The sequence below is a fragment of the Streptomyces sp. S063 genome, from assembly GCF_002832675.1.
In the GTDB taxonomy this organism is placed as follows: domain Bacteria; phylum Actinomycetota; class Actinomycetes; order Streptomycetales; family Streptomycetaceae; genus Streptomyces; species Streptomyces sindenensis.
The window spans coordinates 1030380-1053069 of sequence record NZ_CP021707.1; the positions used below are offsets into that span (position 1 = coordinate 1030380).

Below are 22690 nucleotides of genomic sequence, written 5' to 3' on the forward strand. Positions count from 1 at the left end.
GCCACGGCCGTGCTGGACACCGGTCTCGCCGCTCGACTGCGGGAACAGGCACGGCGTCTGGGCGTGAGCCCGGCGACGCTGTTCCACCTGGTCTGGGCCCGGGTCGTCGCGGTGACATCAGGCCGTGACGACGTCGTGTTCGGCAGCGTGCTGTTCGGCCGCATGCAGGCGGGCGCGGGCGCGGACCGGACACCGGGTCTGTTCATCAACACCCTGCCCGTGCGCGTGCCGACGGGGCAGGTGTCGGTGGGTGAGGCCGTACAGGGGATGCGGCAGCAGCTCGCCGACCTCCTCGTCCACGAACACGCCCCCCTCATGCTGGCCCAGCATGCCGCCGACCTCCCGGCGGAGACGCCACTGTTCACCTCCCTCCTCAACTACCGGCACAGCGCGGGCGCACCGGGTGACGAGCCGAGCATCGGCCTGGACGGGGTCGAGCTCCTGTCGGTCCGTGAGCGGACGAACTACCCCGTGACGGTGTCGGTCGACGACACGGGTGACGGCTTCGGTCTGACGGTTCAGACGGCCGCCCCGCTTGACGCCGAGTCCGTGTGCGGTCTGCTGGGTGCCGCGACCGAGGGTGTGGTTGCTGCGCTGGAGCACGAGTCGGGGGTCTGCTGCTGGGCCGGGTGCCGGTTCTGGGCGACGCGGAGCAGGACCGTCTGGTGCGGGAGTGGAGCGGTGAGTCCCGTCCGGTGGCGGAGGCGTCGCTGACAGAGCTGTTCGCGGCTCAGGCGGCTCGTACGCCTGATGCGACCGCGGTGGTCTTCGAGGGTGTCGCGTGGTCGTATGCGGAGCTGGACGCGCGGGCGAACCGGTTGGCGCGGTTGCTGATCTCGCAGGGTGTGGGCGCGGAATCACTGGTCGCGGTCTGTATGGAACGTTCCGCGGACCTGGTGGTGTCGCTCCTCGCGGTACTGAAGGCCGGTGGCGCGTACGTGCCGGTGGATCCGGAGTACCCGGCGGAGCGCATCGCGTACGTCCTGGAAGACGCACGGCCGGCCCTGGTCCTGACCAGTGAGTCGGTCCGGTCGGTCGTGCCGGTGGTGGAGGGACTGGAGCAGGTCGTCATCGACGACGCACGGACGGTCTCCGCACTGGCGGACCTGTCCGGTGATCCGGTTCGCTCTGTCGAGGTCCTGCCGTCGCACGTGGCGTATGTGATCTACACGTCGGGTTCGACGGGACGCCCGAAGGGTGTCGCGGTTCCCCACGGGAACGTGGTCGCGCTGTTCGGCGGGACGGATGGCTGGTTCGGTTTCGGTACGGACGACGTGTGGGCGTGGTTCCACTCCTTCGCGTTCGACTTCTCGGTGTGGGAGCTGTGGGGTGCGCTGCTGCACGGCGGACGCCTCGTGGTCGTGCCACGCGAGGTCTCACGCAACCCGCGTGAGGTTCTGGACCTGCTGGTCACCGAACGTGTGACCGTGCTCAACCAGACACCCTCGGCGTTCTACCAGCTGATGGCGGCCCAGAGCCGGGACCCGCAACTGGGTCAGCGGCTGGCATTGCGGTGTGTGGTGTTCGGCGGAGAGGCACTGGACCCGTCACGCTTGCGCGACTGGTACACACACCACGCGGCGGACGCGCCGGTGCTGGTGAACATGTACGGCATCACCGAAACCACCGTCCACGTCAGCTACAAGCCCCTCGACGAAACTGTGGTCGCCGCCGACACGGGCAGTGTGATCGGCGTGGGCATCCCGAACCTGCGGGTGTTCGTCCTCGGTTCGGACATGCGGCCGGTACCCGTGGGTGTCGCGGGCGAGCTGTACGTCGCGGGCGCTCAACTCGCCCGCGGATACCTGGGCCGCCCCGGCCTGACCGCCGAGCGGTTCGTCGCCAACCCCTTCGGCGGCCCCGGTGAACGCATGTACCGCACAGGCGACGTCGTCCGCTGGCGCACGGACGGAAACCTGGAATACCTCGGACGCGCCGACGACCAGGTCAAACTGCGCGGCTTCCGCATCGAACTCGGCGAAATCGAAACCGCGTTGCTCTCACACACGGCCCTCACGCAGGCGGCCGTGCTGGTACGGGAGGACACCCCCGGCGACAAGCGCCTCACCGCGTACGTCGTCCCGGCCACCCCCGGCGACACGATCGACACGGCGGCACTGCGGGCCCACGTGGGCTCCCGACTGCCCGAGTACATGGTCCCGTCCGCAACAGTCGTCCTGGACACCCTGCCCCTCACGGTCAACGGCAAGCTCGACCGCCGCGCACTCCCCGCACCCGAATACACGGCCGTCAGCTCCGGCCGGGCACCCTCGGGCGTACGGGAAGAGATCCTGTGCTCGGTGTTCGCGGAGGTCCTCGGTGTGCCCGGCGTGGGCGTCGACGACAACTTCTTCGAACTGGGCGGCCACTCCCTCCTCGCCGTCTCCCTCATCGAACGCCTGCGTGAGCGGGGCGTGTCGGTCAGCGTGCGGGACTTGTTCGCAGCCCCGACCGTGGCCGGCCTGGCGGCTGCTGCGGCTGACGGCGAACTGGTGCCGGTGCCGGAGAACCTGATTCCGGCGGGCTCCGAGAGCATCACGCCGGACATGCTGCCGCTGGTGGACCTGACGGCGCAGGAGATCGAGCGGATCTCGGCCCGCGTGCAGGGCGGCGCGGCGAACATCGCCGACATCTACCCGCTGGCCCCGTTGCAGGAAGGCATCTTCTTCCACTCGGTGCTGGGGGGCGACTCCGGCGCGGACGTGTATGTGCTCCCGACGGTCCTGGCGTTCGATACGCGGGACCGCGCCGACCGCTTCCTCCAGGCATTGCAGTCGGTCGTGGACCGGCACGACATCCTCCGTACGGGCTTCGCGTGGGACGGTCTGCGAGAGCCGGTGCAGGTCGTGGTCCGACGCGCCGAGGTTCCGGTGGATGAGGTGGATCTCGGCTGTGTCGACGGGGACTTGACGCAGGGGCTTCTTGATCTGTGCAGCCCGTCCCTGGACATTCGGCAGGCCCCGCTGCTGCGGGCCACTGTCGCGGCGGAGCCCGGCAGCGACCGCTGGCTGCTCGCCCTGCACGTCCATCACCTGGTGCAGGACCACACCGCTCTGGCCGTGCTGCTGGGTGAGGTGCGCGCCCTGCTCGACGGCGACGCGGGAGCGCTGCCGGTGCCGGTGCCGTTCCGGGAGTTCGTGGCGCAGGCGCGCCTGGGTGTGTCGCGTGCGGAGCACGAGCGGTTCTTCGGGGAGCTGCTCGGCGGCGTGAGTGAACCGACGGCGCCGTTCGGGCTGCTGGATGTGCACGGTGACGGCTCGGACGTCGCCGAGGCGACGGCCGTCCTGGACACCGGTCTCGCCGCTCGACTGCGGGAACAGGCGCGACGTCTGGGCGTGAGCCCGGCGACGCTCTTCCACCTCGTGTGGGCGCGGGTCGTCGCGGTGACATCAAGCCGTGACGACGTCGTCTTCGGCAGCGTGCTGTTCGGCCGCATGCAGGCCGGAACAGGCGCCGACCGCACACCGGGTCTGTTCATCAACACCCTGCCCGTACGGGTACCCACGGGGCAGGTATCGGTGGATGAGGCCGTACGAGGGATGCAGAGGCAGCTCGCCGACCTCCTCGTCCACGAACACGCCCCCCTCACCCTCGCCCAACAGGCCGCCGACCTCGCGGCCGAGACGCCACTGTTCACCTCCCTCCTCAACTACCGGCACAACGAGCGTCCGCGTGAGGAGATGGGTCTCGACCTCGCAGGTGTAGAGATCGTCTACACGCGTGAGCGGACGAACTACCCGCTGACGGTATCGGTCGACGACACCGGCGAAGGCTTCGGCCTGACAGTGCAGGCGAGTGCTCCGATCGACGCGGAGTCGGTATGTGGCCTGGTCGGCGCTGCGGCCGAGGGCATCGTCACAGCGCTGGAGGACGAAGCCGCGAGCCAGGCCCTGCACCGGATTCCGGTTCTGGGTGCGGTGGAGCGGGACCAGCTGGTACGTGGGTGGAACGAGACGCATCGGTCTGTTCCGCAGGTGTCGTTGACGGAGTTGCTGGCGGCTCAGGCGGCTCGTACGCCTGATGCGACCGCGGTGGTCTTCGAGGGTGTCGCGTGGTCGTATGCGGAGCTGGACGCGCGGGCGAACCGGTTGGCGCGGTTGCTGATCTCGCAGGGTGTGGGCGCGGAATCACTGGTCGCGGTCTGTATGGAACGTTCCGCCGACCTGGTCGTGTCGCTCCTCGCGGTACTGAAGGCCGGTGGCGCGTACGTACCGGTGGATCCGGAGTACCCGGCGGACCGCATCGCGTACGTCCTGGAAGACGCACGGCCGGCCCTGGTCCTGACCAGCCGGGCGACGGACGGCGCCGTTCCCGAAACGGCGGACGCCCCAGCGCGAGTCCAGGTGGACGGGTCCGACGTGCTGGCACAGTTGGAGACGCTGTCCGGTGACCCGGTTCGCTCTGTCGAGGTCCTGCCGTCGCACGTGGCGTATGTGATCTACACGTCGGGTTCGACGGGACGCCCGAAGGGTGTCGCGGTTCCGCATCAGGGCGTGGTGAACCGCCTGCTGTGGATGCAGGACATGTTCGCTCTGGACAGCTCGGACCGGGTGGTGCAGAAGACACCGTTCGGGTTCGACGTGTCCGTGTGGGAGTTCTTCTGGCCACTGATCACCGGCGCGGGCCTGGTGGTGGCGCGGGCAGGCGGCCACCGCGATGCCGGATACCTGGCAGAGCTGATCCGCCACGAAAAGGTCACCGTCGCGCACTTCGTACCATCGATGCTGCGCGTGTTCCTGCGCGAACCGGACACGGCCACATGCACCGGGCTGCGCTGGGTGGTATGCAGCGGCGAAGCACTGACAGCAGAGCTGCGGGACCAGTTCTTCGACGTGCTCGAAGACGTCGAACTCCACAACCTCTACGGCCCCACCGAAGCATCGGTGGACGTGACCGCCTGGCCCTGCACCCCGGACGAAGGACCGGCCGTGCCGATCGGACGCCCGGTATGGAACACCCGCGTCCACGTCCTCGACACGGCTCTGCGTCCCGTACCGGCAGGCGTGGCCGGCGAGTTGTACCTGGCGGGTGATCAACTCGCCCGCGGATACCTGGGCCGCCCCGGCCTGACCGCCGAGCGGTTCGTCGCCAACCCCTTCGGCGGCCCCGGTGAACGCATGTACCGCACGGGCGATGTCGTCCGCTGGCGGGCGGACGGGAACCTGGAGTTCCTCGGCCGCGCCGATGACCAGGTCAAACTGCGCGGGTTCCGCATCGAACTCGGCGAAATCGAAGCCGCGTTGCTCTCACACACAGCCGTCACGCAGGCCGCCGTGCTGGTACGGGAGGACATCCCCGGGGACAAGCGCCTGGTCGCCTACGTCGTCCCCGCCGCCCCCGGCGACACGGTGGATACGTCGGCGCTGCGGGGCCACCTGGGCTCCCGACTGCCCGAGTACATGGTCCCGTCCGCAACAATCGTCCTGGACGCCCTGCCCCTCACGGTCAACGGCAAGCTCGACCGCCGCGCACTCCCCGCACCCGAATACACGGCCGCCAGCTCCGGCCGGGCGCCCGCCAACGCGCAGGAGGAAATCCTGTGCTCGGTGTTCGCCGACGTCCTCAACGTCCCCCACGTGAGCGTCGACGACAACTTCTTCGAACTGGGCGGCCACTCCCTCCTCGCCGTCCGCCTCGTCAGCCGCCTGCGGTCGGCCCTGGGCGTGGAAATCGGCGTCCGGACAGTGTTCGAAGCACCGTCCGTAGAGTCCCTGCTGAAACGACTCGAAGACGCCGAACAAGCCCGGCCGGCCTTGTCCGCACAGACCCGCCCCGAACTGGTACCACTGTCCTTCGCCCAGCAACGGCTCTGGTTCCTCGGCGAGCTGGAAGGCCCCAACGCCACATACAACATCCCCGCAGGCATCCGCCTGCACGGAACACTGGACACCCAAGCCCTGAGCGCCGCACTCAACGACGTAGTGGCACGCCACGAGGTACTGCGCACCGTGTTCCCCACGATCGACGGCCAACCTCAACAACACATTCTCGACACGGACCAGGCCCACTGCGAGCTGAAAACCGTCCATGTCTCCTCCCCGCAGGAAACGGCAGAGGCGATGACCGAAGCCGCCGCGTCCGTATTCGACCTGTCAGCCGACCTCCCCCTGCGCGCATGGCTGATCCCCACCGGCCCGGACGAACACATACTGATGCTGGTACTCCACCACATCGCCGGTGACGGCTGGTCCATGGCACCCCTGGCACACGATCTGTCCCTCGCCTACACAGCACGCACCACCAACACCACCCCCGCATGGCAACCGCTCCCCGTCCAGTACGCCGACTACACCCTGTGGCAACGCGACCTCCTCGGCCAGGAAACCGACCCGCACAGCGTCCTGGCACGACAGCTCGCCTACTGGCGCCACACCCTCGCCGACCTCCCCGACGAACTCGCACTCCCCCTCGACCGCCCACGACCCGCCACCGCGACACACCACGGCGGCATCGTCGACCTCACCGTCGAACCCGACACCCACACCCGCCTCCTCCACACCGCCCGCACCCACGGCGTCACCCTGTTCATGGTCCTCCAAGCAGCCATGGCAGCACTCCTCAGCCGACTCGGCGCAGGCCGCGACATCCCCCTGGGCGTCCCCGTCGCAGGACGCTCGGACGAAGCACTCGAAAACCTCATCGGGTTCTTCGTGAACACCCTCGTCATCCGAACCGACCTGACCGGAGACCCCACCTTCACCGAACTCCTCGAACGAGTCCGCGACACCGGACTCGGCGCATACGCACACGCCGACATCCCCTTCGAACGACTCGTCGAAGAACTCGCCCCCACACGCTCCATGGCACGCCACCCCCTCTTCCACATCATGCTCAGCCTGGACACGCATGCGGACGCGGTCGTGGACCTGCCCGGGCTCGAGGCCGAAGTGATCGCGAGCAAGGACTCGGCCGCCAAGTTCGACCTCGACCTGAACGTGCGGGAGCGGTTCGACGCCTCCGGAGCCCCGGCCGGTCTCCGTGGCACGGTCGTCTACGCCGCGGACCTGTTCGACGAGGCCACGGTCGCGGAACTCGTCGAGCGCTTCGTGCGCGTACTGGAGGCCGTGACGGCCGATCCGCACCAGCCCGTGAGCCGGATCCGGATCCTCGGCAACGCGGAGCTGGACCGGATCCTGACCGAGTGGAAGCACTCCGCGGCGGGCGTCCCGACCCGCACGGTGCCCGTGCTGGACGCCGCCCCGCAGAGCGGAGCGGACGCCGGCGGCAAGGTGTTCGTGCTCGACGCGGCCCTCCAGCCGGTCCCTGTCGGTGTCACGGGCGACCTGTACGTCGCGGGTGGCCTGACAGACCACGGTTACGAGGGCCGCCCCGGCCTGACGGCGGAGCGCTTCGTCGCGTGCCCGTTCGAGACCGCCGGTGAGCGGATGTACCGCACGGGTGACGTCGTCCGCCGGCGCGCCGACGGCAGCCTGGAACTCGTGGGCAGCGCACACCAAGAGCACGAGGCGAACGCGTCGACGGCTGCCGGCGAGGGACAGTCCGCTCGGGGACGTGGTCCTTCGTCCGTTCAGGAGGAGATCCTGAGCTCGGTGTTCGCGGAGATGCTGGACCTGCCCCAGGTCGGCGTCGACGACAACTTCTTCGAGCTCGGCGGGCACTCCCTCATGGCCGTCAAGCTCGTCGTACGCCTGCGTGAGCTGGGCATGCCCGTGAGCGTGCGGAGTCTGTTCGCGACGCCCACGGTGGCCGGGCTCGCGGCCGCCGTCAGCGCGGAGGGCCAGAGCACGGTGACCGTGCCGGAGAACCTGATCCCCACGGGTGGTGCCGACCTCATCACTCCGGAAATGCTGCCCCTGGTCGAGCTGACGACGGAGGAGATCGAGCGGATCTCGGCCCGCGTGGGTGGCGCGGCGAACATCGCCGACATCTACCCCCTCGCCCCCCTCCAGGAAGGCATCTTCTTCCACTCCGTCATCGGCAACGAGAACGGGGCGGACGTGTACGTGCTGCCGACGGTGCTGCGGTTCGACTCCCGGGAACGGCTCGACCAGTTCCTGAGCGTGCTCCAGACTGCCGTGGACCGACACGACACTCTGCGGACGGGGTTCGCGTGGGAGGGGCTGCGCGAGCCGGTGCAGGTCGTGGTCCGGCACGCCGGGATTCCTGTGAATGAGGTGAATCTCAAGGGTGCTGAAGGTGACTTGACGCAGAGGCTCCTCGATCTGTGCAGCCCGTCCCTGGACATCCGGCAGGCCCCGCTACTGCGAGCCACTGTCGCGGCGGAGCCCGGCAGCGACCGCTGGCTGATGGTCATGCAGGCCCATCACCTGGTCCAGGACCACACGGCGATGGGCGTCCTCTTCGCGGAGGTGAGCGCGTTGCTCCGCGGTGACGCGGAGGAACTGGCCGCTCCGGTGCCGTTCCGGGAGTTCGTGGCGCAGGCGCGCCTGGGTGTGTCGCGTGCGGAGCACGAGCGGTTCTTCGGGGAGCTGCTCGGCGGCGTGAGTGAACCGACGGCGCCGTTCGGGCTGCTGGATGTGCACGGCGACGGCTCGGACGTCGCCGAGGCAACGGCCGTGTTGGACACCGGTCTCGCCGCTCGACTGCGGGAACAGGCGCGACGTCTGGGCGTGAGCCCGGCGACGCTCTTCCACCTCGTGTGGGCGCGGGTCGTCGCGGTGACATCAAGCCGTGACGACGTCGTCTTCGGCAGCGTGCTGTTCGGCCGCATGCAGGCCGGAACAGGCGCCGACCGCACACCGGGATTGTTCATCAACACCCTGCCCGTACGGGTACCCACGGGGCAGGTATCGGTGGGTGAGGCCGTACGAGGGATGCAGAAGCAGCTCGCCGACCTCCTCGTCCACGAACACGCCCCCCTCACCCTCGCCCAACAGGCCGCCGACCTCGCGGCGGAAACGCCGCTGTTCACCTCCCTCCTCAACTACCGGCAGAACGCCAACGCCGCCCAGCGACTGGGCAGGTCGATCGCGGAACTCAACACCGGCCTGGACGGGGTCGAGCTGCTGTCGGCTCACGAGCGGACGAACTACCCGCTGACGGTGTCGGTCGACGACACCGGCGAAGGCTTCGGCCTGACAGTGCAGGCGGCTGCCCCGATCGCCGCGCAAACGGTGTGCCACCTGGTCAGCTCCACGGCCGAGGGTGTGGTCGCTGCGCTGGAGGACGAGTCGGAGGGTCTGCTGCTGGGCCGGGTGCCGGTTCTGGGCGACGCGGAGCAGGACCGTCTGGTGCGGGAGTGGAGCGGCAAGTCCCGCCCGGTGGCGGAGGCTTCGCTGACAGAGCTGTTCGCGGCTCAGGCAGTACGCACGCCTGACGCGACCGCGGTCACTTTCGGCGATACGCAGTGGTCGTATGCGGAGCTGGACGCGCGGGCGAACCGGTTGGCGCGGTTGCTGATCTCGCAGGGTGTGGGCGCGGAATCACTGGTCGCGGTCTGTATGGAACGTTCCGCCGATCTCGTGGTGTCGCTCCTCGCCGTGCTGAAAGCCGGCGGCGCGTACGTACCGATCGACCCGCAGTACCCCGCCGACCGCATCGCCTACGTCCTGGAAGACGCACGGCCGGCCCTGGTCCTGACCAGCCGGGCGACGGACGGCGCCGTTCCCGGAACGGCGGACGCCCCAGCGCGAGTCCAGGTGGACGGGACCGACGTGCTGGCACAGTTGGAGACGCTGTCCGGTGACCCGGTTCGCTCTGTCGAGGTCCTGCCGTCGCACGTGGCGTATGTGATCTACACGTCGGGTTCGACGGGACGCCCGAAGGGTGTCGCGGTTCCCCACGGGAACGTGGTCGCGCTGTTCGGCGGGACCGATGGCTGGTTCGGTTTCGGTACGGACGACGTGTGGGCGTGGTTCCACTCCTTCGCGTTCGACTTCTCGGTGTGGGAGCTGTGGGGTGCGCTGCTGCACGGCGGACGCCTCGTGGTCGTGCCACGCGAGGTCTCACGCAACCCGCGTGAGGTTCTGGACCTGCTGGTCACCGAACGTGTGACCGTGCTCAACCAGACACCCTCGGCGTTCTACCAGCTGATGGCGGCCCAGAGCCGGGAACCGCAACTGGGTCAGCGGCTGGCACTGCGGTGTGTGGTGTTCGGCGGAGAGGCACTGGACCCGTCACGCTTGCGCGACTGGTACACACACCACGCGGCGGACGCGCCAGTGCTGGTGAACATGTACGGCATCACCGAAACCACCGTCCACGTCAGCTACAAGCCCCTCGACGAAACTGTGGTCGCCGCCGACGCGGGCAGTGTGATCGGCGTGGGCATCCCGAACCTGCGGGTGTTCGTCCTCGGTTCGGACATGCGGCCGGTACCCGTGGGTGTCGCGGGCGAGCTGTACGTCGCGGGCGCTCAACTCGCCCGCGGATACCTGGGCCGCCCCGGCCTGACCGCCGAGCGGTTCGTCGCCAACCCCTTCGGCGGTCCCGGTGAACGCATGTACCGCACAGGCGACGTCGTCCGCTGGCGCACGGACGGGAACCTGGAATACCTCGGCCGCGCCGACGACCAGGTCAAACTGCGCGGCTTCCGCATCGAACTCGGCGAAATCGAAACCGCGTTGCTCTCACACACGGCCCTCACGCAGGCGGCCGTGCTGGTACGGGAGGACACCCCCGGCGACAAGCGCCTCACCGCGTACGTCGTCCCGGCCACCCCCGGCGACACGATCGACACGTCGGCGCTGCGGGCCCACGTGGGCTCCCGACTGCCCGAGTACATGGTCCCGTCCGCAACAGTCGTCCTGGACACCCTGCCCCTCACGGTCAACGGCAAGCTCGACCGCCGCGCACTCCCCGCACCCGAATACACGGCCGTCAGCTCCGGCCGGGCACCCTCGGGCGTACGGGAAGAGATCCTGTGCTCGGTGTTCGCGGAGGTCCTCGGTGTTCCCGGCGTGGGCGTCGACGACAACTTCTTCGAGCTGGGCGGCCACTCCCTCCTCGCCGTCTCCCTCATCGAACGCCTGCGTGAGCGGGGTCTGCCCGTGAGTGTGCGGAGCCTGTTCGCAACGCCCACGGTGGCCGGGCTCGCGGCCGTCGTCGGCGCGGGAGGCCACGGCGCGGTGGCCGTGCCGGAGAACCTGATCCCGGCAGGCGCCGAGAGCATCACGCCGGACATGCTGCCGCTGGTGGACCTGACGGCGGAGGAGATCGAGCGGATCGCGGCCCGGGTGCAGGGCGGCGCGGCGAACATCGCCGACATCTACCCCCTCGCCCCCCTCCAGGAAGGCCTGTTCTTCCACCACCTGATGACCGGTGAGGGCGAGGCGGACGTCTACCTCCAGCAGACCCTGCTGCGGTTCGACGCCCGGCAGCGCGTCGACCGGTTCGTCGAGGCGCTCCAAGCCGTCACGGTGCGGCACGACATCCTCCGTACGGGCTTCGCCTGGGAGGGGCTGCGGGAGCCGGTGCAGGTCGTGGTCCGACGCGCCGAGGTTCCGGTCCACGAGGTCGCACTCGATGGGGTCTCCGAGGGGCAGGACGCGGCCCAGCAGCTGCTGGACGCCGCGGACAGGACCATGGACGTCGGCCGTGCTCCGCTGCTGCGCGCGTACATCGGTGCGGAACCGGGCAGCGACCGCTGGCTGATGCTCCTTCAGAACCACCATCTCGTCGAGGACCACACCGCTCTGGAGTTGCTCCTCGCCGAGGTGCGTGCCCATCTGGAGGGCCAGGAGGACACGCTGCCGGTGCCGGTGCCGTTCCGGGAGTTCGTGGCGCAGGCGCGCCTGGGTGTGTCGCGTGCGGAGCACGAGCGGTTCTTCGGGGAGCTGCTCGACGGCGTGACCGAGCCGACAGCGCCGTACGGTCTCCTCGACGTACGGGGCGACGGCACCGCGGTGGACGAGGTCATGAGCACTCTCGACGAGGCCGTGTCCGCTCGTCTGCGGGAGCAGGCGCGACGTCTGGGCGTGAGCCCGGCGACGCTGTTCCACCTCGTGTGGGCGCGGGTCGTCGCGGTCACGTCGGGCCGTGACGACGTCGTGTTCGGCAGCGTGCTGTTCGGCCGCATGCAGGCCGGAACAGGCGCCGACCGCACACCAGGCCTGTTCATCAACACCCTGCCCGTGCGCGTGCCGACCGGTCGGGTCTCGGTGGGTGAGGCCGTACGGGGAATGCAGAAGCAGCTCGCCGACCTCCTCGTCCACGAACACGCCCCCCTCACCCTCGCCCAGCAGGCCGCCGGGCTGCCCGCGCAGACCCCGTTGTTCACCTCCCTGCTCAACTTCCGGCACAACACGGCCGGCAGCACGGGTCCGGACGAGGTGATGACCGGCGCACTGGAGGGTGTCGAACTGCTCTCGGCCCACGAGCGCAGCAACTACCCCCTCACCGTGTCCGTCGACGACTCGGGATCCCGCTTCGACGTCGTCGTCCAGGCTGCCGCGCCCCTCTCGCCGCGGGCGGTGACCGGGCTGATCCACGCGGCCGCAGCGAACCTCGTCACCGCACTCGAGGAGGAGACCGGCGCCACCGGGCTCCACGAGGTGCAGGTCCTCGACGAGACGGATCAGCGTCAGCTCCTCACGCGGTGGAACGACACCGCGCACGAGGTTCCTGTCACGACGCTGCCGCGGCTCTTCGCCACCCAGGCAGGGCGGACCCCGGACGCCGTCGCCGTCACCTTCGAGGGCACGGAGCTGTCGTACGCCGAACTGGACGCCCGCACCAATCGTCTGGCCCGGCTGCTCATCGCCCGTGGGGTGGGTCCGGAGTCCGTGGTCGCCGTGTCCATGGAGCGGTCCGCCGAACTGGTGGTGGCGCTGCTCGCGGTGCTGAAGGCCGGCGGCGCGTACGTGCCGGTGGACCCGGAGTACCCGGCGGACCGGATCGCGTACATGTTCGGCGACGCCCGACCGGCACTCGTCCTCACCAGCCGGTCGGCGGCGGACGGCCTGCCCGTCGTGACCGGCCTCGAACAGGTCATCGTCGACGAGTCGCAGACAGTCGCCGCCCTGGCGGAGCTGGACGCCGGAGAGATCGCCGAGACCGAACGGCGCTGCGCGCTGCTGGCGGACCATCCCGCGTACGTCATCTACACCTCGGGCTCCACCGGCAACCCCAAGGGGGTGGCCGTCCCGCACCGCAACGTGGTCCAGCTGTTCGAGGCGGCGAAGAGCAGGTACGACTTCGGCGCGGACGACGTATGGACCTGGTTCCACTCCTTCTCCTTCGACTTCTCGGTCTGGGAGATGTGGGGCGCCCTGCTGCACGGCGGCCGCCTGGTGGTCGTGCCGCACGGGATCTCCCGGTCGCCCGGAGGCTTCCTCGATCTACTCGTCCGTGAGCGGGTGACGGTGCTCAACCAGACGCCGTCGGCGTTCTACCAGCTCGTCCAGGCCGAGGCCGAGGCTCCCGACCTGGGCTCCCGTCTCGCGCTGCGCTTCGTGATCTTCGGTGGCGAGGCGTTGGACCACAGGCGTCTGACCGAGTGGTTCGTCCGTCATCCCGAGGACGCTCCGGCCCTGGTGAACATGTATGCGCCGACCGAGACGACCGTCGTCTGCACGGCGTACCCGGTGAGCGCCCACGAAGAGGGCAGCACGGGGGTCCTGCCGATCGGCAGTCCCATGTGGAACACCCGGGCGTATGTGCTCGACGCCAGCCTGCGGCCCGTTCCTGTGGGTGTCGCCGGTGAGCTGTACCTCGCCGGGGCCCAGCTGTCGCGCGGCTACACGCATCGCCCCGGCCTCACGGCGGAGCGCTTCGTGGCCTGCCCGTTCGGGGCGGCGGGTGAGCGGATGTACCGCACGGGCGACGTGGTGCGCCGCCGCGCCGACGGACACCTGGACTACGTCGGACGCGCCGACGACCAGGTGAAGGTCCGCGGGTTCCGCATCGAGCTCGGCGAGATCGAGGCCGTCCTGGCCTCGCACCCGCTCGTCGGCCAAGCGGCCGTGGTCGTACGCGAGGACACCCCGGGGGACAAGCGGCTCGTCGGCTACGCGGTCGCGGACCCGGCCGCGGAGAGCAGCGGGGCGGCCGCGGACCTGTCCGCCTCCGCGCTGTCCGCGGCCGTGCGCGGGTACGTACGCGAGCGGCTCCCGGACCACATGGTGCCCTCCGCCGTCCTACGGCTCGACGTCCTGCCGCTGACCGTCAACGGGAAGTTGGACCGTCGCGCGCTGCCCGCGCCGGACTACCGGGTCGCCGGGTCGAACCGGGCTCCGAGCACGCCACGTGAGAAGGAGCTCTGCGACCTGTTCGCCGAGATTCTCGGACTGCCGGAGGTGGGAGTCGACGACTCCTTCTTCGACCTGGGCGGGCACTCGCTCCTCGCGACCCGCCTGGTGAGCCGCGTCCGCACCGCCCTGGGCGCGGAGCTGCCGATCAGGACGCTGTTCGAGGCACCGACCGTGGCGGGACTCGCGAGTCGCCTCGAAGCACAGACGAACACGAAGAGAGCACGGCCTGCACTGCGGCCGCGGCCGAGGCCCATGCAGGAGGAAAACTGATGATCCCGCTGTCGTTCGCCCAGAGGCGCCTGTGGTTCCTGGCACAGTTGGAGGGGCCGAACCCCACGTACAACATTCCCGCCGCCCTGCGGCTCAGGGGTGAGCTGGACGTGGCCGCACTGCGTGCCGCACTGCGGGACGTGGTGGAGCGGCACGAGGTGCTGCGGACCGTGTTCCCCGCCGCCGACGGGACTCCGCACCAGCGGATCCTGGACGCGAACGCGGTGTCTCTCGACCTGCCGGTGATCCCGACGGCCGGGGAGGAGACCCTGGCGCCGGCCCTCGCCGAGGCCACGGCGCTGCCGTTCGACCTGGCCGCCGACATCCCGATCCGCGCCCGGCTCTACGAACTGGAGCCGCAGGAGCACGTCCTGCTCCTCGTCCTTCACCACATCGCCAGCGACGGCTGGTCCATGGGGCTGCTCGCCCGGGACATGTCCGAGGCGTACGGTGCGCGCCGCGCAGGTCACGCCCCCCGGTGGGAGCCGCTGCCGGTCCAGTACGCGGACTACACGATGTGGCAGCTCGACCTCCTCGGGGACGAGGACGACCCGGAGAGCGTGCTCGCCGAGCAGCTCTCCTACTGGCGGACCACACTGGCGGGCGTACCGGAGGAACTCCGGCTGCCCGCGGCCAGGACGCGCCCGGCGGCGGCCTCCTACCGGGGCGACCAGGTGCCGCTCCGCATCGACGCGGAGCTGCACCGGAAGCTGACCGAACTGGCCCGTGCGGAGGGCGCCACCCTCTACATGGTTCTCCAGGCCGGTCTCGCCGTACTGCTCTCCCGGCTCGGCGCGGGTGACGACATCCCGGTCGGCACGCCCATCGCGGGCCGCATGGACGACGCCCTCGACGATCTCGTCGGCTTCTTCGTGAACTCGCTCGTCATGCGTACGGACCTGAGCGGGGACCCGTCGTTCACGGATCTGGTGTCCCGGGTGCGGGACGCCGCCCTCGGCGCCTTCGCCCACCAGGACGTGCCGTTCGAGCGCCTCGTCGAGGAGCTCGTACCGACCCGGTCCATGGGACGCCACCCGCTGTTCCAGGTGATGCTGGCCGTCCAGAACAACGCCCAGGCCGTACTCGGCCTCCCCGGACTCCGGGTCAGCGCGCTGCCCGGCGGAAACGCCCCGGCCAAGTTCGATCTGTCCTTCGATCTGAGCGAGGAGTTCGACACGCAGGGCCGCCCGGCCGGGCTCAAGGGGTCGATCACCTGTGCGCTGGACCTGTTCGACCGGGAGACGGTGGAGGACCTCAGCACCCGCTTCGTACGCCTACTGGACGCGTGCACCACTGACCCGTCGCTCCGCGTGAGCCAGGTCCCGGTTCTGGGTGCGGTGGAGCGGGACCAGCTGGTACGTGGGTGGAACGAAACGGATCGGTCTGTTCCGCAGGTGTCGTTGACGGAGTTGCTGGCGGCCCAGGCGGCACGTACGCCTGATGCGACCGCGGTGGTCTTCGAGGGTGTCGCGTGGTCGTATGCGGAGCTGGACGCGCGGGCGAACCGGTTGGCGCGGTTGCTGATCTCGCAGGGTGTGGGCGCGGAATCACTGGTCGCGGTCTGTATGGAACGTTCCGCCGACCTGGTCGTGTCGCTCCTCGCGGTACTGAAAGCCGGCGGCGCGTACGTACCGGTGGATCCGGAGTACCCGGCGGAGCGCATCGCGTACGTCCTGGAAGACGCACAGCCGGCCCTGGTCCTGACCAGTGAGTCGGTCCGGTCGGTCGTGCCGGTGGTGGAAGGACTGGAGCAGGTCGTCATCGACGACGCACGGACGGTCTCCGCACTGGCGGACCTGTCCGGTGACCCGGTTCGCTCTGTCGAGGTCCTGCCGTCGCACGTGGCGTATGTGATCTACACGTCGGGTTCGACGGGACGCCCGAAGGGTGTCGCGGTTCCGCATCAGGGTGTGGTGAACCGCCTGCTGTGGATGCAGGACATGTTCGCTCTGGACAGCTCGGACCGGGTGGTGCAGAAGACACCGTTCGGGTTCGACGTGTCCGTGTGGGAGTTCTTCTGGCCACTGATCACCGGCGCGGGCCTGGTAGTGGCGCGGGCAGGCGGCCACCGCGATGCCGGATACCTGGCAGAGCTGATCCGCCACGAAAAGGTCACCGTCGCGCACTTCGTACCATCGATGCTGCGCGTGTTCCTGCGCGAACCGGACACGGCCACATGCACCGGGCTGCGCTGGGTGGTATGCAGCGGCGAAGCACTGACAGCAGAGCTGCGGGACCAGTTCTTCGACGTGCTCGAAGACGTCGAACTCCACAACCTCTACGGCCCCACCGAAGCATCGGTGGACGTGACCGCCTGGCCCTGCACTCCGGACGAAGGACCGGCCGTGCCGATCGGACGCCCGGTATGGAACACCCGCGTCCACGTCCTCGACACGGCTCTGCGTCCCGTACCGGCAGGCGTGGCCGGCGAGCTGTACCTGGCGGGTGATCAACTCGCCCGCGGATACCTGGGCCGCCCCGGCCTGACCGCCGAGCGGTTCGTCGCCAACCCCTTCGGCGGCCCCGGTGAACGCATGTACCGCACAGGCGACGTCGTCCGCTGGCGCACGGACGGCAACCTGGAATACCTCGGCCGCGCCGACGACCAGGTCAAACTGCGCGGGTTCCGCATCGAACTCGGCGAAATCGAAGCCGCATTGCTCTCACACACAGCCGTCACGCAGGCGGCCGTACTGGTACGGGAGGACATCCCCGGGGACAAGCGCCTGGTCGCCTACGTCGTCCCCGCCGCCCCCGGCGACACGGTGGATACGTCGGCGCTGCGGGCCCACGTGGGCCGGTCACTGCCGGAGTACATGGTGCCGTCCGCGACGGTCGTCCTGGACGCCCTGCCCCTCACGGTCAACGGCAAGCTCGACCGCCGTGCCCTGCCCGCGCCCGAATACACGGCCGCCAGCTCCGGCCGGGCGCCCGCCAACGCGCAGGAAGAAATCCTGTGCTCGGTATTCGCGGAGGTCCTCGGCGTTTCCGGCGTGGGTGTCGACGACAACTTCTTCGAACTGGGCGGACACTCCCTCCTCGCCGTCCGCCTGGTGGAGCGGTTGAGGGCACGGGGTGTGCCGGTCGATGTGCGGGCGCTCTTCGCCGCGCCGACGGTGGCCGGGCTGGCTACGGCCTCCCTGGAGCGGGAAACCGTCACGGTGCCGGAGAATGTGATTCCGGCGGACGCCGAGGCGCTGACCCCGGAGATGCTGCCGCTGGTGGACCTGACGGCGGAGGAGATCGAGCGGATCGCGGCCCGGGTGCAGGGCGGCGCGGCGAACATCGCCGACATCTACCCCCTCGCCCCCCTCCAGGAAGGCCTGTTCTTCCACCACCTGATGACCGGTGAGGGCGAGGCGGACGTCTACCTCCAGCAGACCGTGCTGCGGTTCGACGCCCGAGGGCGGCTCGACCGGTTCGTCGACGCGCTGCAGAAGGTGGTCGACCGGCACGACATCCTCCGTACGGGCTTCGCGTGGGAGGGCCTCCGCGAGCCGGTGCAGGTCGTGGCCCGCGCGGCTGCTGTCCCCGTCGACGAGATCCGCCTCGACGTGCGGGCCGACGAGAATCCGGTCGAGCAGCTCCTCGCGGCGTGCGCCGCCTCGATGGATGTCGGGCGGGCTCCGCTGCTGCGTGCGTACGTCGCCACCGAACCGGGCAGCGACCGTTGGCTGATGGTCCTTCAGAACCACCACCTCGTACTCGACCACACCACCTTCGACGTCCTCCTGGACGAGGTTCGTGCGCTGCTGCGCGGTGACGCGGAGGGGCTCGCCGTGCCGGTGCCGTTCCGGGAGTTCGTGGCGCAGGCGCGCCTGGGTGTGTCGCGCGCGGAGCACGAGCGGTTCTTCGGGGAGCTGCTCGACGGCGTGACCGAGCCGACAGCGCCGTACGGTCTCCTCGACCTGCGCAAGGGCTCGGGCGGTATCACCGATGTGAGCATCACGTTGGATGCGGGGCTCGCCGCTCGTCTGCGGGAGCAGGCGCGGCGTCTGGGCGTGAGCCCGGCGACGCTGTTCCACCTCGTGTGGGCGCGGGTCGTCGCGGTCACGTCGGGCCGTGACGACGTCGTGTTCGGCAGCGTGCTGTTCGGCCGCATGCAGGCCGGAACAGGCGCCGACCGCACACCAGGCCTGTTCATCAACACCCTGCCCGTGCGCGTGCCGACCGGTCGGGTCTCGGTGGGTGAGGCCGTACGGGGAATGCAGAAGCAGCTCGCCGACCTCCTCGTCCACGAACACGCCCCCCTCACCCTCGCCCAGCAGGCCGCCGACCTCGCGGCCGAGACGCCACTGTTCACCTCCCTCCTCAACTACCGCCACGACATGGCCGGTAGCGGGGGCCCGGGCGCCGCGACGAGCGGGGCCCTGGAGGGTGTCGAACTCCTCTCGGCCCACGAGCGCACCAACTACCCGCTCGCCGTGTCCATCGACGACGCGGGCACGGACTTCGGCGTCACCGTCCAGGCCGCCGACCCGATCGCGCCGCACGACGTCTGCGCGCTGATCCACACCGTCACCGCCGAACTCGTCCGCGTACTCGAAGCCGAGAGCGCCACCGAACTGTGCCGCATCGAGGCACTCGGTGAGTCCGAACGCCACCACGTGCTCACCGCCTGGAACGACACGGCACGGGGAACGCGCCCGACCACGCTGACCGAGCTGTGGCACGCTCAGGTGGCCAGGACGCCCGAGGCCGTCGCTTTCGTCCACGAAAGCGTGCGACTGACCTACGCCGAGCTCGACGCGCGAGCGGATCGATGGGCAGAGGTGCTCGTCGACAGGGGCGTCGGGCCCGAGCAGCTCGTGGCGATCGCCCTGCCACGCTCCGCGGACACGGTGGTGGCACTCCTCGCCGTACTGAAGGCCGGGGGCGCCTATCTGCCCCTGGACCCGAGCCACCCCGCCGAGCGCACGGCCTACGTGCTGAAGGACGCCCGCCCCACCGCGCTGATCACGGCCAGGGCGTCGGCGGAAGGCTTCGCGAACCCGGCCGTGCCACGACTCCTCATCGAGGACATGGAGCGCGCCGAGCCGTCTGCCGGCCGTCCGCCCCGGGCAAGGGAAGTTCTGCCGTCCCACCCCGCGTACGTCATCTACACCTCGGGCTCCACGGGCCGCCCCAAGGGCGTCGTCGTCAGCCACGGGTCGGCCGCCGCGTTCTCCACCGGCATCGCTGCGGCCTACGGGATAGGCGAACAGGACCGCGTCCTCGGCTTCGCCGCCTTCACCTTCGACGTGTCCGTCTTCGAGGTGTTCACCACCCTGACCGCCGGGGCGACGCTGATCCTGGCGGGGGACGAGGACCGTCTGAACGCCGACCGGCTCCACGGCCTCATGGCCGAGCAGGAGGTGACGGTCGCCGAGCTGCCGCCCGCTTTGATGTCTTTGCTGCGTCCCGACGGACTGCCCGCGCTGCGCTTGGTGTCCACGGGAGGCGAGTTGCCCGCAGGTCGACTTGTCGACCAATGGGCACGTCCTGAAAGGGAGTTCTGGAACGGGTACGGACCGACGGAGACCACCGTCGCCATCACCCTCATGCACTGTCTCCCGCCGTCCCACGGCCAGGCCCCGCCGATCGGCCGCCCCATGCCGAACGCGCGTGTCTTCGTGCTGGACGCGGGTCTGTGTCCGGTGCCGGCGGGTGTGGCGGGCGAGCTGTATCTGGCGGGCGATCAGCTGGCCCGTGGATACCTGGGCCGCCCCGGCCTGACGGCGGAGCGGTTCGTCGCCAACCCCTTCGGCGGCCCCGGTGAACGCATGTACCGCACGGGCGATGTGGTCCGCTGGCGGGCGGACGGGAACCTGGAGTTCCTCGGACGCGCCGATGACCAGGTCAAACTGCGCGGGTTCCGCATCGAACTCGGCGAAATCGAAGCCGCGTTGCTCTCACACACAGCCGTCACGCAGGCCGCGGTACTCGTCCGTGAAGACATCCCCGGGGACAAGCGCCTGGTCGCCTACGTCGTCCCCGCCGCCCCGGCGACACGATCGACACGTCGGCGCTGCGGGCCCACGTGGGCTCCCGACTGCCCGAGTACATGGTCCCGTCCGCAACAATCGTCCTGGACGCCCTGCCCCTCACGGTCAACGGCAAGCTCGACCGCCGCGCACTCCCCGCACCCGAATACACGGCCGCCAGCTCCGGCCGGGCGCCCGCCAACGCCCAGGAGGAAATCCTGTGCTCGGTGTTCGCCGACGTCCTCAACGTCCCCCACGTGAGCGTCGACGACAACTTCTTCGAACTGGGCGGCCACTCCCTCCTCGCCGTCCGCCTCGTCAGCCGCCTGCGGTCGGCCCTGGGCGTGGAAATCGGCGTCCGGACAGTGTTCGAAGCACCGTCCGTAGAGTCCCTGCTGAAACGACTCGAAGACGCCGAACAAGCCCGGCCGGCCTTGTCCGCACAGACCCGCCCCGAACTGGTACCACTGTCCTTCGCCCAGCAACGGCTCTGGTTCCTCGGCGAGCTGGAAGGCCCCAACGCCACATACAACATCCCCGCAGGCATCCGCCTGCACGGAACACTGGACACCCAAGCCCTGAGCGCCGCACTCAACGACGTAGTGGCACGCCACGAGGTACTGCGCACCGTGTTCCCCACGATCGACGGCCAACCTCAACAACACATTCTCGACACGGACCAGGCCCACTGCGAGCTGAAAACCGTCCATGTCTCCTCCCCGCAGGAAACGGCAGAGGCGATGACCGAAGCCGCCGCGTCCGTATTCGACCTGTCAGCCGACCTCCCCCTGCGCGCATGGCTGATCCCCACCGGCCCGGACGAACACATACTGATGCTGGTACTCCACCACATCGCCGGTGACGGCTGGTCCATGGCACCCCTGGCACACGATCTGTCCCTCGCCTACACAGCACGCACCACCAACACCACCCCCGCATGGCAACCGCTCCCCGTCCAGTACGCCGACTACACCCTGTGGCAACGCGACCTCCTCGGCCAGGAAACCGACCCGCACAGCCTCCTGGCACGACAGCTCGCCTACTGGCGCCACACCCTCGCCGACCTCCCCGACGAACTCGCACTCCCCCTCGACCGCCCACGACCCGCCACCGCGACACACCACGGCGGCATCGTCGACCTCACCGTCGAACCCGACACCCACACCCGCCTCCTCCACACCGCCCGCACCCACGGCGTCACCCTGTTCATGGTCCTGCAAGCAGCCATGGCAGCACTCCTCAGCCGACTCGGCGCAGGCCGCGACATCCCCCTCGGCGTCCCCGTCGCAGGACGCTCGGACGAAGCACTCGAAAACCTCATCGGGTTCTTCGTGAACACCCTCGTCATCCGAACCGACCTGACCGGAGACCCCACCTTCACCGAACTCCTCGAACGAGTCCGCGACACCGGACTCGGCGCATACGCACACGCCGACATCCCCTTCGAACGACTCGTCGAAAAACTCGCCCCCACACGCTCCATGGCACGCCACCCCCTCTTCCACATCATGCTCAGCCTGCAGAACAACGCCCAGGCCGAGCTGGACTTCCCCGGTCTCCGGGCCGAGGCCGTGGCCACAGGCCATGTGTCGGCCAAGTTCGACCTGGAGATCGGCCTCAGCGAGCGGTTCGGCCCCGGGGGCGAGCCCGGCGGGCTGCACGGCAGCATCATCTACGCCACGGACCTGTTCGACCCCTCGACGGCCGAGTGGATGGCCAAGCTCTACGCCAGGTTCCTGGACGCCGTTACGGCCGCCCCCTCGACGCCCCTCGGCCGGGTGGACATCCTTGAGGCCGCCGAGCGGAAGACGATCCTCGAGGAGTGGAACGACACCGAGCACCGCACCACCGCGCGGAACCTCCCGGAGCTTCTTCAGCGTCAGGCCGAACGCACCCCCGACGCGGTCGCCGTGCTCTTCCAGGACGTGGCGGACGGCCTCGGGCACGACCGCGCCGAACTCACCTACGCGCAGCTGGACGCCAGGGCGAACCGCCTCGCGCGGCTGCTCATGACCCACGGCGTGGGGCCGGAGACGCTCGTCGCCGTGTGCATGGAGCGTTCGCCGGACCTCGTCGTGACGCTGCTGGCGGTTCTGAAGGCCGGTGGCGCGTACGTACCGATCGACCCGGAGTATCCGGCCGACCGCATCGCCCACGTCCTGGACGACGCGCGGCCCGCGGTCGTCCTCACCAGTCGCGCCACCGACGCGTCCCTGGGGCGGGTGCCGGTACCGGCACCGTCCGGATCGTGGTCGACGACCCGCGGACCGTGCCCGTGCTGACCGG

The 22690-nt window shown here is 69.7% G+C and carries 3 protein-coding genes and 1 pseudogene; all 4 read left to right on the forward strand.

The genetic code is table 11. From position 1 onward, the window contains the following. Nucleotides 1-9: 9 nt before the first annotated feature. Nucleotides 10-714 carry a condensation domain-containing protein gene (locus CCZ36_RS35520; RefSeq protein ID WP_443069838.1) on the forward strand — a complete coding sequence of 235 codons (705 nt, stop codon included), beginning with the start codon at nt 10-12 and terminating at the stop codon, nt 712-714. Then, nucleotides 711-14441, forward strand: a pseudogene (locus tag CCZ36_RS34710) (amino acid adenylation domain-containing protein); the annotation flags it as partial. The gene CCZ36_RS35520 and the pseudogene CCZ36_RS34710, both read left to right, overlap by 4 nt. Beyond that, nucleotides 14441-20665: a non-ribosomal peptide synthetase gene (locus CCZ36_RS35530; RefSeq protein WP_128817072.1), complete on the forward strand. Its 6225-nt coding sequence runs from the start codon at nt 14441-14443 to the stop codon at nt 20663-20665. The pseudogene CCZ36_RS34710 and the gene CCZ36_RS35530, both read left to right, overlap by 1 nt. Further along, complete coding sequence (locus CCZ36_RS36300; RefSeq protein WP_250645212.1) at nt 20662-22686, forward strand: condensation domain-containing protein; 2025 nt, start codon at nt 20662-20664, stop codon at nt 22684-22686. The genes CCZ36_RS35530 and CCZ36_RS36300 overlap by 4 nt, the downstream gene beginning before the upstream one ends. Nucleotides 22687-22690: the final 4 nt, after the last annotated feature.